Source organism: Mycobacterium bohemicum DSM 44277, assembly GCF_001053185.1.
Classification (GTDB): Bacteria; Actinomycetota; Actinomycetes; order Mycobacteriales; family Mycobacteriaceae; genus Mycobacterium; species Mycobacterium bohemicum.
In genome coordinates, this window is the sequence record NZ_CSTD01000003.1 from 220867 (window position 1) to 237206 (window position 16340).

Annotated in this window: 8 protein-coding genes and 1 pseudogene; 2 read left to right on the forward strand and 7 right to left on the reverse strand. The window is 70.9% G+C overall.

All coding sequences use genetic code 11. From position 1 onward, the window contains the following. Positions 1-31 precede the first annotated feature (31 nt). The gene (locus BN971_RS15515) at positions 32-2668 is read left to right on the forward strand and encodes a GH92 family glycosyl hydrolase (RefSeq protein WP_085179265.1); all 2637 of its coding nucleotides are present in this window, start codon (positions 32-34) and stop codon (positions 2666-2668) included. 6 nt (positions 2669-2674) lie between these two features. On the opposite strand, the gene BN971_RS15520 is transcribed toward BN971_RS15515, so the two are convergent. Further along, positions 2675-5047: a lysylphosphatidylglycerol synthase transmembrane domain-containing protein gene (locus tag BN971_RS15520; protein ID WP_085179264.1), complete on the reverse strand. Its 2373-nt coding sequence runs from the start codon at positions 5045-5047 to the stop codon at positions 2675-2677. 177 nt (positions 5048-5224) lie between these two features. On the opposite strand from BN971_RS15520, the gene BN971_RS15525 reads away from it, so the two are divergent. After that, positions 5225-6166: a class I SAM-dependent methyltransferase gene (locus BN971_RS15525; protein WP_085179485.1), complete on the forward strand. Its 942-nt coding sequence runs from the start codon at positions 5225-5227 to the stop codon at positions 6164-6166. Between the two features lie 165 nt (positions 6167-6331). On the opposite strand, the pseudogene BN971_RS15530 reads toward BN971_RS15525, so the two are convergent. The 6 genes and pseudogenes from BN971_RS15530 to recC all read right to left on the reverse strand — a co-directional run bounded on the left by BN971_RS15530 (position 6332) and on the right by recC (position 16300). Continuing rightward, positions 6332-6926: pseudogene (locus tag BN971_RS15530) on the reverse strand (TVP38/TMEM64 family protein). A gap of 80 nt (positions 6927-7006) precedes the next feature. Further along, entirely contained in the window at positions 7007-7579 is a 573-nt protein-coding gene (locus BN971_RS15535) for a hypothetical protein (protein WP_090350277.1), read from the reverse strand. Between the two features lie 20 nt (positions 7580-7599). Then, positions 7600-7839, reverse strand: coding sequence for a PE family protein (locus BN971_RS15540; RefSeq protein ID WP_085179262.1), 240 nt, complete (start codon positions 7837-7839; stop codon positions 7600-7602). Positions 7840-7992: 153 nt separating this feature from the next. After that, the gene (gene recD, locus BN971_RS15545; protein WP_085179261.1) at positions 7993-9738 is read right to left on the reverse strand and encodes an exodeoxyribonuclease V subunit alpha; all 1746 of its coding nucleotides are present in this window, start codon (positions 9736-9738) and stop codon (positions 7993-7995) included. Further along, on the reverse strand, positions 9735-13016 hold the full coding sequence (locus tag BN971_RS15550; RefSeq protein WP_090350278.1) for a UvrD-helicase domain-containing protein: 3282 nt from the start codon (positions 13014-13016) through the stop codon (positions 9735-9737). The genes recD and BN971_RS15550 overlap by 4 nt, the downstream gene beginning before the upstream one ends. Continuing rightward, a complete protein-coding gene (recC, locus tag BN971_RS15555) occupies positions 13016-16300 on the reverse strand; it encodes an exodeoxyribonuclease V subunit gamma (RefSeq protein ID WP_085179259.1) in 3285 nt (1094 codons plus the stop codon). Before recC ends, BN971_RS15550 begins: the two co-directional genes overlap by 1 nt. Between the last annotated feature and the right edge of the window lie 40 nt (positions 16301-16340).

The window sequence follows — 16340 nt, forward strand, 5'->3', positions numbered from 1 at the left end:
CGGATATGGGTTCATCCAGTAAGAGACAGGTATGAAGTCGCGCAAGGTGGTGATCGCGCTCGTGGCCGTCGCGGCGATCTGCCTGACCTTCATCGCGGCGGCACCCCCCATCGCCTACGATGGCGAACCCGCCCTCGTGACGAAACCGGCCGAGCACGTCGACACGCTCATCGGCACCGGGACCGGTGGCGAGACGGTGGGCGAGATCAACAACTTCCCCGGGGCTTCCGTGCCGTTCGGCATGGTGCAGTATTCGCCGGACACCGTTGGCAACTACGCCGGATACAACTACGACAACCCCCGCTCCACCGGGTTCAGCATGACCCACGCCTCGGTGGGCTGTGCGGCATTCGGCGACATCTCGATGCTGCCGACCACCGCCGCGATCGGCCCGGCCCCCTGGAACGCCTCGGAGCGCATCGCCCACGACGAGACCGAGCAGGGTGACCCCGGCTACTACACGGTGCGGTTCCCGGGCAGCGGGGTGAGGGCCGAACTGACCGCCACCACGCGCACCGGCGCGGGTCGATTCAGCTACCCGCGCAACGGCCGCGCCGCCGTGTTTCACGTGCGGTCCGGTGCGTCACTGGCCGGTAATTCCCGCGCCGCCCTGCAAATCGGCGAAGACGACACGACCATCACCGGGTGGGCGACCAGCGGCGGATTCTGCGGCAAGAAAAACACCTACACGGTGTATTTCGCGATGAAGTTCAGCCAGCCGTTCAGCTCCTACGGTGTCTGGGACGGCCTTGCCGTCTATGGCGGCGCCCGCAGGGTGAACTCGCCGTACAGCGGCGGATACGTGTCGTTTCCGGCCGGCGCAAAGCTAGAGGTGCGAACCGCGATCTCCTACGTCAGCATCGACGGGGCGCGGGCCAATCTGGCGGCCGAAAGTTCCGGCAGCTTCGACGACGTGCGCGCCGCCGCCCTCGCGCAATGGAACGCCGCGTTGTCACGCATCTCCGTGGCCGGCAGGAACGCCGGCAACGTCGAAACCTTCTACACGTCCCTCTACCGATCGCTGTTGCACCCCAACACGTTCAACGACGCCGACGGACGCTACACCGGATTCGACGGCGCGGTGCACAGCGTGGCCGGCGGGCACACCCAGTACGCCAACTTCTCCGACTGGGACACCTACCGGTGCCTGGCGCCGTTGCAGGCGCTGCTGTTTCCCGACCGCGCCGGCGACATGGCGCAGTCGCTGGTGAACGACGCCGAACAAAGCGGGGCGTTGCCGCGCTGGGCCCTCGCCAACGCCGCCACCGGGGAGATGACCGGAGACAGCGTGGTGCCGCTCATCGTCAACCTGTACACCTACGGGGCGAAAGACTTCGACGTCAACACGGCGCTGCGCTACATGCTGTACGGGGCCACCAGGGGCGGCGTAGGCCTCAACGGGTACGTGGAGCGGCCGGGGATCGCCACCTACCTGTCGCTGGGCTACGCACCGGAGACCCTGGCCTACCGCACGGACGCCCGAATCGCCGGCGCGTCAATCACTTTGGAGTGGTCGGTCGACGACTTCACCATCTCCCGATTCGCCGAATCCCTCGGTGACGCCGCGACCGCCGCGGAGTTCCAGAAGCGCTCGCAGTACTGGCAGAACCTGTTCAATCCCCGCACCCGATACGTCTCTCCCCGCAGCTTCGGCACCGGGTTCTTCCGGCCCGGGCCGGGATTCGTGGAGTCCTCAGAGGGATTCGGCCAGGACGGGTTCGACGAGGGCAACGCCGAACAGTACGTCTGGTGGGTGCCCCACAATGTCGCGGGGCTGGTGACCGCGCTCGGCGGCCGCGGGGCGGCGGCCGACCGGCTCGACCACTTCACCCAAGAGCTGAACGTGGGCCCCAACCGGCCCTATCTGTGGGCGGGCAACGAGCCCGGATTCGGGGTGCCGTGGCTGTACAACTACGTCGGTCAGCCGTGGAAGACCCAGCTCACCGTCGACCGGGTGCGCGGGCTCTACGGGCCGTTCCCGGACGGAGAACCGGGCAACGACGACCTCGGGGCGCTGGCCAGCTGGTACGTGTGGGCCGCCCTCGGCCTGTATCCGAGCACCCCGGGAACCTCGACGCTCACCGTGGGCGCCCCGCTGTTCGACCGCGCCGTCATCGCGCTTCCAGCGGGGAAGTCCATCCGCATCTCCGCGCCGGGCGCGTCGGGACCGCATCACCTGAAGTACATCAGCGGGCTTTCCATCGACGGGCAGCCCACCGACCGAACGTCGACCCCGGAGTCGTTGATCCGCTCGGGCGGTGATCTGGCGTTCACCCTGGCGGCCTACCCGGACAAGGGCTGGGGCACCGCGGAGTCGTCCGCGCCGCCGTCGTTCGGCGCCGGCAGTTCGGCTGTGACGGCCGATCTTTCGGAGCACATCGTGACCGTCGCGCCGGGGGGCACGGCCACCGTGAACCTCGACGCGCAACGGATGATCGACGGCGCCGCGGGCTACACGGTCACCGGCGCCTCCACCGATCCCGGCATCACCGTGACGCCGGTGTCCGGCCAGTTCGGGCCCGACGGTGCGGCAAGCGTGCCGGTATCGATCGCGGTGGGGCGGTCGGTGCCCGAGGAGTACTACCCGATGTTCCTGGACACCACCGTCGGCCAGAGCGTGCGCCGCTCGATCCTCATGGTGGTGGTGATGACCGGCAGCGACGACTGACCGCCGTCAGACCATGTCGTTCTTGGTGAGCCAGCGCATCACCGGCCAGCCGACGAAGACCGGAAGCCAGCAGGTGAGTATCCGGTAGAGCAGGACGGAGGGCACCGCGACCGCGGCGGGCACCCCGAAGGCGGCCAGGCCACCGATCAGCGCCGCTTCGACGGCCCCCACGCCGCCGGGCGTCGGGGCGGCCGAGGCCAGCGTCCCGCCGACCATCGTGACGACGGTGACCGTGACGAACGTGGTGTCACCCCCGAAGGCCTCGACGCTGGCCCACAGCGCCAGCGCCGCCCCGAGAGTCGTTCCCGCACAACCCAATAGGATCAGGCCCAGCCGCTGCGGTTCGCCGGCCAGCTTGACCAGGTCGCGGGTCACCTCGGCCAGTCGCGGACGGACCGCCGTCGCCAGCCACTTGCGCAGCTTGGGGGCGAACAGGAAGGTGCCGACGACGCCCAGGGCCACCCCGGCGATCAGGTAGAGCATGGTGGCGCTGGGCACGAAATGGGACAGGTCGGTCGAGGCGCCGGCGACCGCGCTGAAGAAGATCAGCAGCGCGAGGTGGACGATCACCTGCACCGACTGCTGCAGCGCCACCGCCGCGGTGGCGCGCATCGCCGACATGCCGCTTTTCTGCAAGACCCGCGTGCTCAGCGCCAGGCCGCCCACGCCGGCGGGCGTGGTGGTGGCGGCGAAAGTGTTGGCGACCTGGGCCATCGAGAGCCGCCAGAAGCTCACCGACCCGTCCGTGCAGGACCACAGCGCGGCCGCCGCCCCCACGTAGGTCAGCGCCGACACCGCCAGGCCCAGCAGCGCCCACGACCAGTGGGCATGCCGCAACTGCGAGAAGAAGGTCGGTACGGTGCTGATGAAGGGATAGGCCACGTAGACCAGCGCTCCGAACAGCACCAGCTGAATGACCTGGCCGCGGGTGAACCTTGTGATCGTCTCGGGCTTGATCTGGTCCGCTCCGGTCTGACGCTTGACCTCCGCTCGGGTCGCTGCGAGCACGCCGCCGCCGTCCGGTACCGACCGCCGGATGCTCTTGGGCACGGCGGCCTTGGTCAGCCGGCGCGAGGCGTCCAGGATGGTGTCCTTGCCGAACACGTCGATGGCGGCGGTCACCGCGGCCTCCGAGCCGTAGAGGCCCGAGGTCGTCACCAGGAGTTGGGCGATGTCGGCCTGCAACTGAGCTTCGGTGGCACCGTATTCGGCGCTGAAGAAGTCACCGAACAGCACGACGCCGTCGTCGACCGTGATCTCTCGGGCCCGCAGGTCACCGTGGGAGATCTGGTGATCGTTCAACGCCCGCAGCGACTCCCACACCCGCGCGACGGGCGTCGCCCGCGCGCAGTCCTCGATGGGCGTGCCGCGGCGGGGCCGGTGCGAGTAGAGCATCCATCCGCGGTTCAGGGTGGCGACCGCGATCGTGGAGGTGTTGGCGAGGCCGATCTCTTTGACGGCGATCGCCATGAGCGCGCGATGTTCGACGGCGCGGCGCATCGAGGCCACCAGGGGTGCGGTCTCGGTGTCGCGCAGCCTGAGCTTCCCCCAAACCTGGCGCAGCGCGCCCCCGCCGCGTTGGTGCGGGCCGTACAGCTCCATCACGGCCGAGTTGTCACGCTCGCATTCGCCGGACAGGATCAGCGGCCCCCGCCCGGCCGGGTGAACGACCTGCAGGGAGGTCACCAGGAACCCGCGCTTCGCCATCGCCCGCACGGCCGCCTCCAGCGGCACCTCCAGGGCGGGAGTGCCGACGACCAGCACCACCAGCGAGCCGACCACCCACCCGACGGCCAGGCCCAGCAGCGCCCGTGCCGGCACGATGGCGCTGACCACGAGGTGGATCGGCACGAAGGCGAGCAGCAGTCCCCACCACCAGCGCCGCCACCGGGCCGGCTGCCACGGGCCGGACACCGTCAGCACCGCCGCCAGCATCGCGATCCACCGCGGGTCGTCCAGGAACTGCGCCAGTACGGTCTGCAGGCGATCGGACAGGTCGAAGTGGTACCGGGGCGCCGAAAAGCCGTTGCCGCCCAGGGACAGCGGCAGGGCGGCCAGCATCGCGGCGGCCGCGTAGGCGCCGAGCAGCTTCCATTGCCGGGTGATGATCAAGCCGATCAGGATCATGAACGGCAGGGCCAGGATCACGATGCCGTAGGCCAGGTAGACCAGGTCGGACTGCTGGGGGGACAGGACCCCGACGATCTGCGAGATGGACTTTTCCAGGGCTTCCCACTGCGGGCGGGTGATCAGCGAGCTTGTGATCACCACCACCAGGAACGCGACGCTGGCCACGAGCCGCGCGATGTCGTTGGTCCGCCGGGTCAGCGGCTGCAGCAAGCTGCCGGAAACGCTGACCTCGCGCCCGTCCACCCGCATGTTTCCCCGCGTCCTCGTCAGATCCGCCGGATGAACGCCGCACCGTCGTCGGCGCTCGCCGACAAGTTAACCGCATGCCGGGCGTGCCGGCGGTTACCCTGGCCTCGATGGGGGGACTCGTGGCGTGCCCCGGGGGAAGTTGTTAGTCGCGGACGAACGTGCGGAAGGGATATGAACGTGGCCAGAACCGACAATGACAGCTGGGAGATCACCGAGAGCGTGGGCGCGACCGCGCTGGGGGTGGCTTCGGCCCGCGCGGCTGAAACCCGAAGCGAGAACCCGTTGATCGAGGACCCGTTCGCGCAGGTTTTCCTCGACGCCGCCGGCGACGGAGTGTGGAACTGGTACTCCGCCGGCCAGCTTCCGGCCGAAGTCATCGAGGCCGAACCGCAGTTGCCGCTGCAGATGCAGGCGATGGTCGGTTACATGGCTTCGCGCACAGCGTTTTTCGACAACTTCTTTCTCGATGCGGCCCGCTCGGGTATCCGGCAGGCGGTGATCCTGGCGGCGGGCCTGGACTCTCGGGCGTGGCGGTTGGCATGGCCGGACGGCGTCACCGTCTACGAGCTGGACCAACCCAGGGTGCTCGAATTCAAGGCGTCGACGCTGGCCGAGCATGGTGCGCAGCCCGCCTGCAATCGGGTCGAGGTCGCGGTGGACCTGCGCCACGATTGGCCGGAAGCGTTGCGGCAGAGCGGGTTCGATTCTTCGGTGCCCAGCGCGTGGTCCGCCGAGGGGCTGATGCCCTACCTGCCCGCGGCCGCCCAGGACCTGCTGTTCGAGCGTGTGGACGAGCTTGCGGCGGTTGGCAGCCGGGTTGCCGTCGAGGCGTTGGGCCCGAAGTTTCTCGACCCCGAGTTCCGCGCGCGGCGCCGCGAGCGGATGGATCGGATCCGCGCGCTGATGGCCGATGTCGACCCGCAGCGCGACGTCCCCCGGACCGACGAGCTGTGGTACTTCGAGGAGCGCGAAGACGTCGGTGACTGGTTCTCCCGCCACGGCTGGAGCGTCACGGTGACGCCGTCCGACGAGCTGATGGCCGGTTACGGCCGCCAGGCGCACCCGGACGTCGCTGACGCCGTGCCCGGGAACCTGTTCGTGGCGGCGCAGCGGGTGTAGGCGGAGCCGGGGCGCGCCGGATGTACCCGCCCCGCAGCGACAGCGCGATGGGCAGAGGGGTTTTGCGCGTTCGCAATTCCCCATTGTCGGCACATTGTCGCTATGAGGCGGGCGCTTCGGGTGCTGCCTTGGAGCCGTGACTGCCCGGACAGCTGTGACGACCCATCACGGCTGGGCCTTGCCCGAGTGACGGCGCCAGCGCCGGTAGCCTCGGTGCGCGGCGAACGCGCCCACGGTGGCGCTCACGCACCATACGGCTATCGCCGAATACGCCAGCCAGGCCGACCGATTCGCGATCGAGGCCCCCAGGGCGGTGTAGGCGAAGGCCCGCGGCAGGGAGCCGATGAGCGAACCGACGGCCATCTGCCATAGCGGAACCCCGAACGCCCCAAACGCGTACGAGGCCAGCGCATCCGAGATGCCCGGGACGAACCGCTGGCCCACGACGGCCCACAGTCCGCGGCGGTCGATCAACGCGTCGACGCGCTCCGCGCGCGCCGGGCCGAGCACCGCCCGGGCGCTGGTCCGTCCGGCGCGGCGGCCGAGGAGGCTCGGCCGCGCCGAGCGTCACGACGATGCCCAACCACGGCCCGAACAACAGCCCGCTGCCCGCTGCCAGTATCGAGCCCGGCACGAACAGCGCGCCCAGCGCGGCCGACAGCACCACGTAGGTCAGCGGCGCCGCGGACCCCGTCGAGGAGACCGCGCGCCGCACATCCTCGACGTCCACGACATGCGCGATGGCGACGAGGTAGAACATGGCCAGCAAGAAAGCGGCGAATATCGCGAGCCGCACGACGTGGCGTCGTCGAGACGCCGGTGCGGAACCGTCGTTGTCGATCAGAGCGTCGGCTGCAGGTTCACGTAGCCGCCCGGGTTCAGGAACAGCGGAACAAGGCCGAACTGGCCTCCCGCACCGTAAAGCTCCAGGCCGAAGCCGGTCAGCGTGAACCCGGTGGGCACCGGGACCCCGCCGGACACGTTGCCGAGCAGCGATGCCCCGATGGAGATAGGCCCGCTCGTGATCGTCGAGGCCACATAGGCGGGCCCATTCACCGAAACGATCCCGGTCCCGGTCTGCGTGAACAGCGGGTAGGGGCCCAGCAGCGTGTTGAGCGTCGCGCCCCCGTTGAACTGCGCCGACACGCCCAGCAGATCCCCGGTCCCCGACACCACCGGGGAATAGTTTCCGGTCAGCCCCAGGGCCCCGACCGGGCCGAACGGGGTGTTCAGCGTCCCGATAACGCTCAGAATCCCGGGGCCCGTAGTCTCGGTGACCTGGAAGGGGCCGAAGTTGAAGGTTTGACCCATGGTGTCGCTGACCACGCCCGTCACATTGGCGGCGGCCGCTTGCGCGGGCGCGCTCACCGCATTCGCCAGCGTTTGTTGGGCATTGGCGACCTCGGTGCTCAAATACTGCTCGGCCCCTCCGTTCAACAAGTTGACGAATTGGTCGTGAAAGGCCGCGCTTGGGCACTGACCGCCTGGAATTGCTGCGCATGGGATCCGAAAAGTGCGGTAATGGCCGCCGATACCTCATCCGCGGCCGGTGCCAGGACGGCGGTCGTCTGGCTTGCGGCCGACGCGGTGGCGCTGCGCAGCATCGACCCGAGGTTTTCCAGGTTTCCGCTTGCCCCCGCCACGATGTCTGGCGCGATACTCAGCAACGACATATTTCCTCCTCGTCGAACAGTCCGCGAGACACCAACGGCGAGTCAATAGGCGACCGCCAAATCGTACTGCCGGCCCTTGATTCCGCACACGTATTTCTGCGTTTTCGCGGCGACGACGCCAAATCCGAACCATTCCAATTTTGCTACTTCCCGTCATTCCGGCCCGATTTCGGACCGGAGGCGCTGGCGCAGTCCGCTCGCGCGCACCGCACGGCGCTCCACTGCGGCGCGGAAAGCGGCCTCGGAACCGACCATCCGGACCTTCGCCTTGGCGCGAGTCACCGCGGTATAGAGCAGCTCACGCGTCAGCAGCCTGGAGTCTTGCGGGGGCAGCAGAACCGTGACCTCGTCGGCCTGGCTGCCTTGGCTCTTGTGGATCGTCATCGCGAACATCGTCTCGACATCGGAGAGCCGACTGGTCGCGAAGTCCACCGGTTCGGCGGCCCCGGAGATCACCGCCCGCAATCCGTCGGGGCGGGCGACGACCACGCCGGTGTCGCCGTTGTACACGTGCAGCCCGTAGTCGTTGGCCGTCACGAGCAGCGGGCGGCCGGCGTACCACTGCGACCACACCGGCAGACCCGTCTCTTCGGTGAGCCACCGATGCACCTGCCGGTTCCACCGCTCGACGCCGGACGGTCCGTGGCGGTGCGCGCACAGCAACCGGTGCCGGTCGAGGGCCGCCAACGCGTCCGCGTCGGCACCCAGAACGGCGGCCTCGCGCAGCGCAAGCGCGTGGGGGACAAGGAGCGCCCGCAGCCGGTCGGTGGGGTCCTCGTCATCGATCCACTCGATGTGTTCGCCGCCGGCCCGCAGTACGTCGATCGCCCGGTCGGCTTCGCCGAGCCTGATCGCGTCGGCGAGGGCGCCGATCGACTTGCCGAACCGGTGCGACGAATGCAGCGCGGCGACGCGCCTGTCGTCACGGTCGGACAGGCCGTCGACCAAGTCGGCCAGCACCGCTCCGGCCTCCACCGACGCCAACTGGTCGGGATCGCCGACGAGGATGAGCCGCGCCTCGGGTCGCACGGCCTCCAGCAGCCGAGCCATCATCGTCAGCGACACCATCGACGTCTCGTCCACGACGATCACGTCATGCGGCAGCCTGTTGCCACGATGGTGGCGGAACCGCACCGACGAGTCGGGCCGGCTGCCGAGCAGTCTGTGCAGGGTCACCGCCTGCAGGCCGGCCAGGCACTCGCGGTCGCCGGGATCCAGCTTCGCAACCTCGGCCGCCACCGCCTCGGTCAGGCGGGCGGCCGCCTTGCCGGTGGGGGCCGCCATCGCGATCCGAACACCCTCCGCCCGTTCGGTCAACAGCGCGAGCAGGCGCGCGACGGTCGTCGTCTTGCCGGTCCCCGGGCCGCCGGTGAGCACCGTGACGGCCTGCGACAGCACGATTTCCGCCGCGGCCCGCTGCTCTTCGTAGCCGGCCGGGAACAGCCTCTGCAGGGTGGGCGCCCGGACCGCAGAGCCCGGCGCCGACAGCGCGAGCAGGTCGGTGCAGACCTGGGTCTCCTCGCGCCAGTACCGGTCGAGGTACAGCAGGCGATCGTCGTAGAGCCGCAGCACCGGCGGATCGCCCAGCAGCCGGCTGGCCCGCACAGCCGCCAGCCACGGCGCCGACTGCGGCCACGGCAATTCCGGCGCGCCGCACTCGGCCGCGACGGTCGACAGGTCGACGCACACCGAGCCGGCCCGCAGCGCCCGCACCGTCAGCGCGACCGCCAGCCCGACCGATTCGTCGGTCTCTCCGCCGAGCGCCGTAATCCGCTGCGCCACATGCACATCGGCGGACTCCAGCACGCCGGCGGCGTTGAAGTCCGCCAGTGGGCCGCCCGCGGCCAGGGCGAGCCGGTGGTCGAAGGGGTCCCCGGGCAGGTCGTCGGCGACGCTCATCCGGCACCCCGCCCCTCGTCGAGCAGGTCAGACAGCGCGACGGCCAGCCCGGCGGGCGGCCGCCAGCTGAACACCCCGCACGGATGCCCGTCGAGCAGCGGGGTTGCGGCCCCGCACATGCCGCGCACGAAAAGATACAGCACCCCGCCCAGGTGCCGGTCGGGGTCGTAGCCCGGCTGGCGCCATCGCAGGAACCTGTGCAGCACAACCAGATACAGCAAAGCCTGGAGCGGATAGTCCGAATGCAGCATCGCCTCGGTCAGCGCGGGGAAGCTGTAGTCGGCGGCGCTGGGCCCCAGCATGTTGGTCTTGTAGTCCACCACCAGGTAGCGCTGGCCGGGCAATCGCAGCGCGGCGTCGATCGACCCGGACAGATAGCCCCGCAGCGACTCTCGGCCGAGTCCGTCGGACGTCAGCCGGCTCGCATAACCGGCGAGGGGGTCGTCGGCCGCAAGGTAGGCGCCCAGCACCTCGCCGACATCGGCGAGCCGGAGGTCGGGCGCCGCGCCGCGGACGTCGCCGCCGGCGAGCGGGATCTCGAAGTCCAACTCGCGCAGGCGATCCCGCAGCCCGATCTGCCGCAACGTCAGGCCGGGCGCCAGGGGTCCCAGCGATGTGTCCTGCATGGGTAGCAGCGCCGACGCCAGCACGCCGGGATCGACGTCCACCGGCCACCACGCCGCGTGCGCCCTTATCCGAGTTTCCAATTCGACGGCCAGGTCCGGGGCGCCGGGATCGGCGTTCTCCAGCACCGCGTGCACCAACGCCCCGAACGTCGCGCCCGCCGGCAACTCGGCCATGGGGGAAGGCACGTCCGCCCCGACGGCCGGCGCGATCGGCCCCGCGGGCACCTCCATCTCGTCGTCGCGGGCGGCGGCCTCCGGCTCGCTGCCGACCGCCGGCTGCTCGGCGCCGCGGATCAGCCCGGAGTAGGACGTGCGCCGCCAGTCGGTGTCGATGACGCGATGAAAGTGCCGCACGGCCAGCTTCGCCGGCGGGCTCGGGCCCGGTATCGCGGGCACGCCGGAAACGACGGCCTCCTCGAGGACCGGGCCGCCCGCCGCCTCCCAGTCGCGAAAGCGGGCCGTCGCGTCCTCGTCCGAAATCGTCTTGGGCTCACACCGATCCGGGACCGCGGCCTCGCCGACGCGCCTGTCGCGCATCAGCCGCGACAGCCCGCCGTTGGGCTCGTCGTAGGAGGGCGCCCACCACGCCACCACCTGAGACTGGGCCCGGGTCAGCGCGACATAGGTCAGCCGGATGTCGTTGCGCGCGGCCTCGGAGCGGCTGAACCTCTCGGTCGCGGCCAGGTCGGGGCTGTCGGGACCGCCGACATGCAGGCAGCGGCAATCGTTTTCGTCGTGAAACAACGGGATGTCGTCGATGAAGACGTGCCGGTTGAATGCGAACGGCAGGTACACGATCGGGAACTGCAGGCCCTTGGCCCCCCACACGGTCATGATCTGAACCGCGGCGGCGTCGCTGTCGATGCGGCGGTTGCGTTCGGGCGCGCCGTCGCGGTCCCCACACTGGCGGCGCAGCCAGTCGCGCAGTGCGGGCAGCGTCAACCGCTCCCGGTGCGAAACCTCCTGCAGCAGTTGCGCTATGTGGGCCAGGTCGGTCATCAGGCGCTCGCCGCCCTGCTGGGCCAACACGCGGCGGCCCATCCCGGCCAGCTGCGCGGCCTCATACACGGCGGCCGGCCCGCGCTCGCGCAGCCGATCGGCCCAGTCGCGCAGGGTGGCGGCCATCCGGTCGGTGAGCGCGTCGCCCCCGGCCGCGAGTTCCTCGGCGGTGGTGCCGAAGAACGCCGTCGCCGCGGCGGCACGCACCACACCGCTGCGGTGCGTCTGGTCGAACGCGTTGAGCAGGCCCAGCCAGTCCTCGGCCGCCGGGGACAGGAAAACGTCGGCGTCGCCGGTGTAGACGGCCGGAATTCCGGCCTGTGCCAACGCTTTCTGGCATGCGCGGGCGTCCTCGCCGGTTTCGATGATGACCGCGACATGACCGGCGCCGACCGGAGCGCCGTCGAAGGTGGCGCCGCCGGCCAGCAGGGCGGCGACGGCGGCGGCCATGTCGGCGGCGATGTAGCGGCGCAGGTCGGTCATCGGAATGGTCTTGGACTCATCGACGCCGAACATGGTGCGCCGGACCAGCCGAAGCCGGAACGGTGCGCCCCGCGGGGCACCGGTCAGTCGGTGCCCGGGCAGGCGCGGCTCGACCGGGCCCACGACGATGCCCGGGTCACCCAGCGCGGCGCCGTGCAGCACAGCCTGCAGCCGCTCGACGAGCGCGGTGTCGCTGCGCCAGTTGACGTCCAGCGTGCGCCGCTCGCCGGCGGTGCGGGCGGCCTCGAGGTAGGTGTAGATGTCGCCGCCGCGGAAGCCGTAGATCGCCTGTTTGGGATCGCCGATCAGCACGACGGCGGAGTGGCCGCTGAACGCGCGCTCGATCACCTCCCACTGAACTGGGTCGGTGTCCTGGAACTCGTCGACCATCACGATCGGCCAACGCAACCGCATCCGGCTGCGGGCGTCGGAATCCCGCGCGCGCAACGCGGTCGCGAGCCTCCTCAGCAGATCGTCGTAGCCGAGGATGCCGAGCCGGTGCTTGCGAAGCTCGAGCTCGGCGAGGACGTCGGTGGCGAACTTCAGCCGCACCGCCGCAACGGAGTCCGGGTCCGGGTCCCGCGGCCGCAGCTGGGCGCAGGGGTCGCCGGCCACCGCGCGGGCCAGCGCCGCCGCCTCGGCGTGGCTGAGCACCGCCTCGTCGCGCGCGGAGCCGAACCGCGCCAGATAAAGGTCGTCGACGATCTGGGTCAGCAGATCGTCGAGGCTTTCGACCAGCCGCACCCCGGCCTCGGTGTCACCGGCGACGCCGAGGGATTTCAGCACCATGCTGCAGAACTCGTGGGTGGTGGCGATGGTGGCCGCGTCGAATCCGGCTAGCGCGTCCCGGAGCCGGCCGCACCGCTCGTCGCGGTCGGCGGCCGTGCCGCGCGTCAGGTGTGCCACCAGCTCGTTGGCCGGGTCAACCGTGGGATTGCACAGCGCGCCAACGGTTTCCGATATCTGCGCACGCACGCGTTCGCGCAGCTCCCGGCTGGCGGCGCGGCTGAAGGTGATCAGCAGCATCTGATCGAGGGAGGCCACCCCCTCGGCGACGTAGCGGGTCACCAGCCCGGCGAGCGCGAACGTCTTGCCGGTACCCGCGCTGGCCTCCAGCACCGTCGTGGACCCCGGCGCGGGCAGCGGGCCCAGCAGGTCGAAGCGATCCATCAGCGCACCTCCGAGCGCAGCAGCGGCAGCCACAGCCGCGCGGCCAGCGCCCCCATGCGGGTGTCCTCCCCGGCGACCTCCTCGCCCAGGTGCGGCGCGCCGAGCAGGGCGGTCAGCGGCGCCCTTCTGCCCCAGAGCTTTTCGTGCGCCGGCTCGGCGTTCTCGCCGTGAAAGTTGTTCTGCGAGTTCCAGCGCCAGCCCGCCGCCCGCACGGGATCTCGACCATTGTGCCGGGCTTCCGCCCAGGCGAACGAGGTTCTGACCGGCAGCGGCAGGGGCTCGCGGCGGCCGGCGTCATAGAGGCGCACCAGGTCCCGCACCGCCTGGAGCGGGTGCGGAGGCGGCCCGAGAAGGCGCTCCTCGATGCGGTGAGCGGTCCTTCCGCGCCCGATGCACAGCGACGCCCACTCGCGGCCCGGCACGGCGGCGCTCAACGCGAGCAACCGGATCCACGACTCCATCAGGTGCCGGCCGCCCAATTTGGAGTACGTGACCGACACCGTGCGTTCGCCGAAGACCGGTGTCACGGTGCCGGTGAGGCGCCGGCCGGCACCGAGGTCGACGTCGACGTCGTAGGTGCCCGCGTCGCCGCGGCGATGCCGCAGCGCGGCGCGGGCCAGGCCGGCCGCCTGGTCGCGGATCTCGACGGCCTTGCGCATTCCCAGGCGGCCGGGCGGCAGGGTTCCCCGCCGCCACTCGGCGTTGGCGGCGGTGTCGGGGTGCATTCCGCGCAACATGTCGCGCAGCATGCGGTCGCCGACGGTCCACTCCTGCAGGCTGTCGATCTCGACCGGCATCTCGTCGTCGAGGTCTTCGACGTCCCAGGGCAGCACGTAGTCCAGCGCGCGGAAGAAGCCCTTCACCGGATCCTTGAAGAAGGCCATCAGGTCGGGCAGCGAGACGTCGTCGGGCGGCTGTTCGGGAAGCGGGTCGGCGAAGAACGGGCGCGTGGGGCGCCGGTCGCCGGCCGCGGCCCGGGCGGCCACCAGGGCCGTCGGGTCGAAGGTGAACGGCTGGCCCGGCACCAGCTCGCCGGGGGTGACGTTGCGAATGTCGAACGGCTGCAGCGGGTGTCGCACCACCACGCGGTTGCGGACGGGCGACGAGGTGGTCTGGTCCAGCGCGTCGAGCACCTCGGACAGCGGCACCGCCGGCGGACGGTGGTGGCCCGTGTGCTCGTCGGCGCCGCTGTAGGTGATGACCAGCGTCTCGGTGGCCGCGCAGATCGCGTCGAGCAGCAGTTGGCGGTCCTCCGAACGGATGTCGCGCTCGCCGGTCATCGGCGCGCGCGCCAGCGCGTCGTCGCCGTCGGGCCGGTTGTACCGGGGAAAGACGCCGTCGTCGACGCCGACCAGGCACACCACCCGATGCGGCACCGAGCGCATCGGCACCATGGTGCAGACCGTCAGCGTGCCGGTCCGGAAGTTCGCGCGGGTGGGCCGCCCGGCCAGGCGCCCGGCCAGCAGTGCGCGCACGTCGGACAGCCGCATCACCGTCAGGGCCCGAGAACCGGCGTCCTCCAACACCTTTGCGAACTCGCGGCACAGCTGCCCGGATTGCCACGCGTCGTCGGCGCCCACCCGGGTGAGCTCGGCGACGCCGCGGGTCAGCGCCTCGACCCACTCGGCCAGCGGCCGGGACCCGTCCAGCGAGTCGACCGCGCCCCGCAGCCGGTCGACGTACTCGGCGAACCGGCCGGCCAGCTCCACCTTGTTGCTGCCGACGTCGTCGAGCGGCAACGCGGTGCCCACCCAGGCCTGTGAGTCGTCGGACATCGCGGCCCCGGTGAGCAGCCGGTCGAGTCCGAAACGCCACGTGTTGTGCAGGATGTGGTCCAGCCCGTAGGGCGCTCGGTGTTCTTTGTCGAAGCCCCAACGGATTCCGGAGTCGCGCACCCACTCGGTGATCGACTCCAGGTCGTCGTCGGTGAACGCGAAGCGGGCCCGCACCGGCGCGGCCCGGGCCAGGTTGAGCACCGCGGTGGCGGTGGCCCGGCTGCCCGCGATGCCCAGCAATTCCTCGGCCACGCCCAGCAGCGGGTTGGTCTGGGCGGGGGAGCGGTCGGCCAGGCGGACCCGAAGCCGGTGCGCCGGATGGCTTTCCGAGGCCAGCTCGCCCAGCCCGAAGCCGGTGACGATCAGCGGGGCGTAGGCCTCGACGTCGGGGCACATCACGACGATGTCGCGGGGCTCCAGCGTCGGGTCATCCTCGAGCAGGCCGAGCAGCACCTCGCGCAGCACGTCGATCTGCCGTGCGGCCCCGTGGCAGCTGTGCACCTGCACCGACCGGTCGCCGGGCGCGAGCTCGCGGCCCGCGGGCCTGACGGCGTTGGCGGCGATGTCCGATTGCAGCCACCCCAGCAGCGTGTTGGGCGTCGCCCGGTCGCGGCCCAGGTATTCGTCGGTGGCCCGCTCCACCGGCAGCGAGCGCTGCAGCTCGCGCAGGTCGCGGCCGAGGGTCTGCAGCAGCGGATGATGGGCCGCGAACCGGCTGCGGTCCTCCGACCGCGGCACCGCGCCGTGCACGCCGGCCAGCTCACGCCACAGGTCGTCGCTGGGGTGCGGCAGCCACAGGTGCAGGTCGTGATGGGCCGAGAGCGCCGACAGCAGCTCCACATCGGTGTGCGCGAGGCGGGTGTGCCCGAACAGCGACAGCCGCGCGGGCAGCTCGGTCGGACCCGCGAGCAGCCGGGCGATCGTGTCGCGGTGGCGGATGTGCGGCGGATCGGCGGCCACCCGGGCGGCCACCGCCCGCCACAGCTCCGGCTCCCAGGCCAGGTCGCCGTCCAGGCCGGACGCGTCCCCGTCCAGCCAGTCGGCCAGCAGCCGCGGGCGCTGGCGGGCGTAGGAGGCGAACAGCCCGGCCAGCCGACGCGCCACGGAATATCTTCTGCCCCTGCGCAACTCGGCTTCCGGACCGGTGTCGAAGTGACCCAGATGCGTCGCGAGCGAGCGGCACCACGGTTGGTCCAGCGAGCAGTCGATGACCTCCAGCACCGGCCACGCCAGCGCGTCCGGTGACCAGGGATCGTCCTCGACCGTCCCGGTGATCTCGGCGATGAGGGAGGCGGGGCTGCGAAACGCCACCCCCGCGCACACCCCGTCGGAGCCGCGGCTTTCACCGAGCACGTGCGAGAGCCGCTGACTGAGCCAGCGTTCGACCCCGCGCGCCGGGACCAGCACCAGCTCTTCGGCGAACGGGTCGGGCAGCGGGTCGGCCAGCAACGCGCCGAGCCCGTCGGCGAGCAGATCGGTGCGCTCGGCACGGTGCAGATGAAGCGCCATCGCGGTGCCACGATAGACCGGTGGACCGACAGGAGGCGCC

Coding starts and splice junctions, on each gene's coding strand:
- BN971_RS15515 (WP_085179265.1), top strand. CDS start 32: ATGAAGTCGCGCAAGGTGGTGATCGCGCTCGTGGCCGTCGCGGCGATC.
- BN971_RS15520 (WP_085179264.1), bottom strand. CDS start 5,047: ATGCGGGTGGACGGGCGCGAGGTCAGCGTTTCCGGCAGCTTGCTGCAG.
- BN971_RS15540 (WP_085179262.1), bottom strand. CDS start 7,839: ATGTCGTTGCTGAGTATCGCGCCAGACATCGTGGCGGGGGCAAGCGGA.
- recD (WP_085179261.1), bottom strand. CDS start 9,738: ATGAGCGTCGCCGACGACCTGCCCGGGGACCCCTTCGACCACCGGCTC.
- BN971_RS15550 (WP_090350278.1), bottom strand. CDS start 13,016: ATGGATCGCTTCGACCTGCTGGGCCCGCTGCCCGCGCCGGGGTCCACG.
- recC (WP_085179259.1), bottom strand. CDS start 16,300: ATGGCGCTTCATCTGCACCGTGCCGAGCGCACCGATCTGCTCGCCGAC.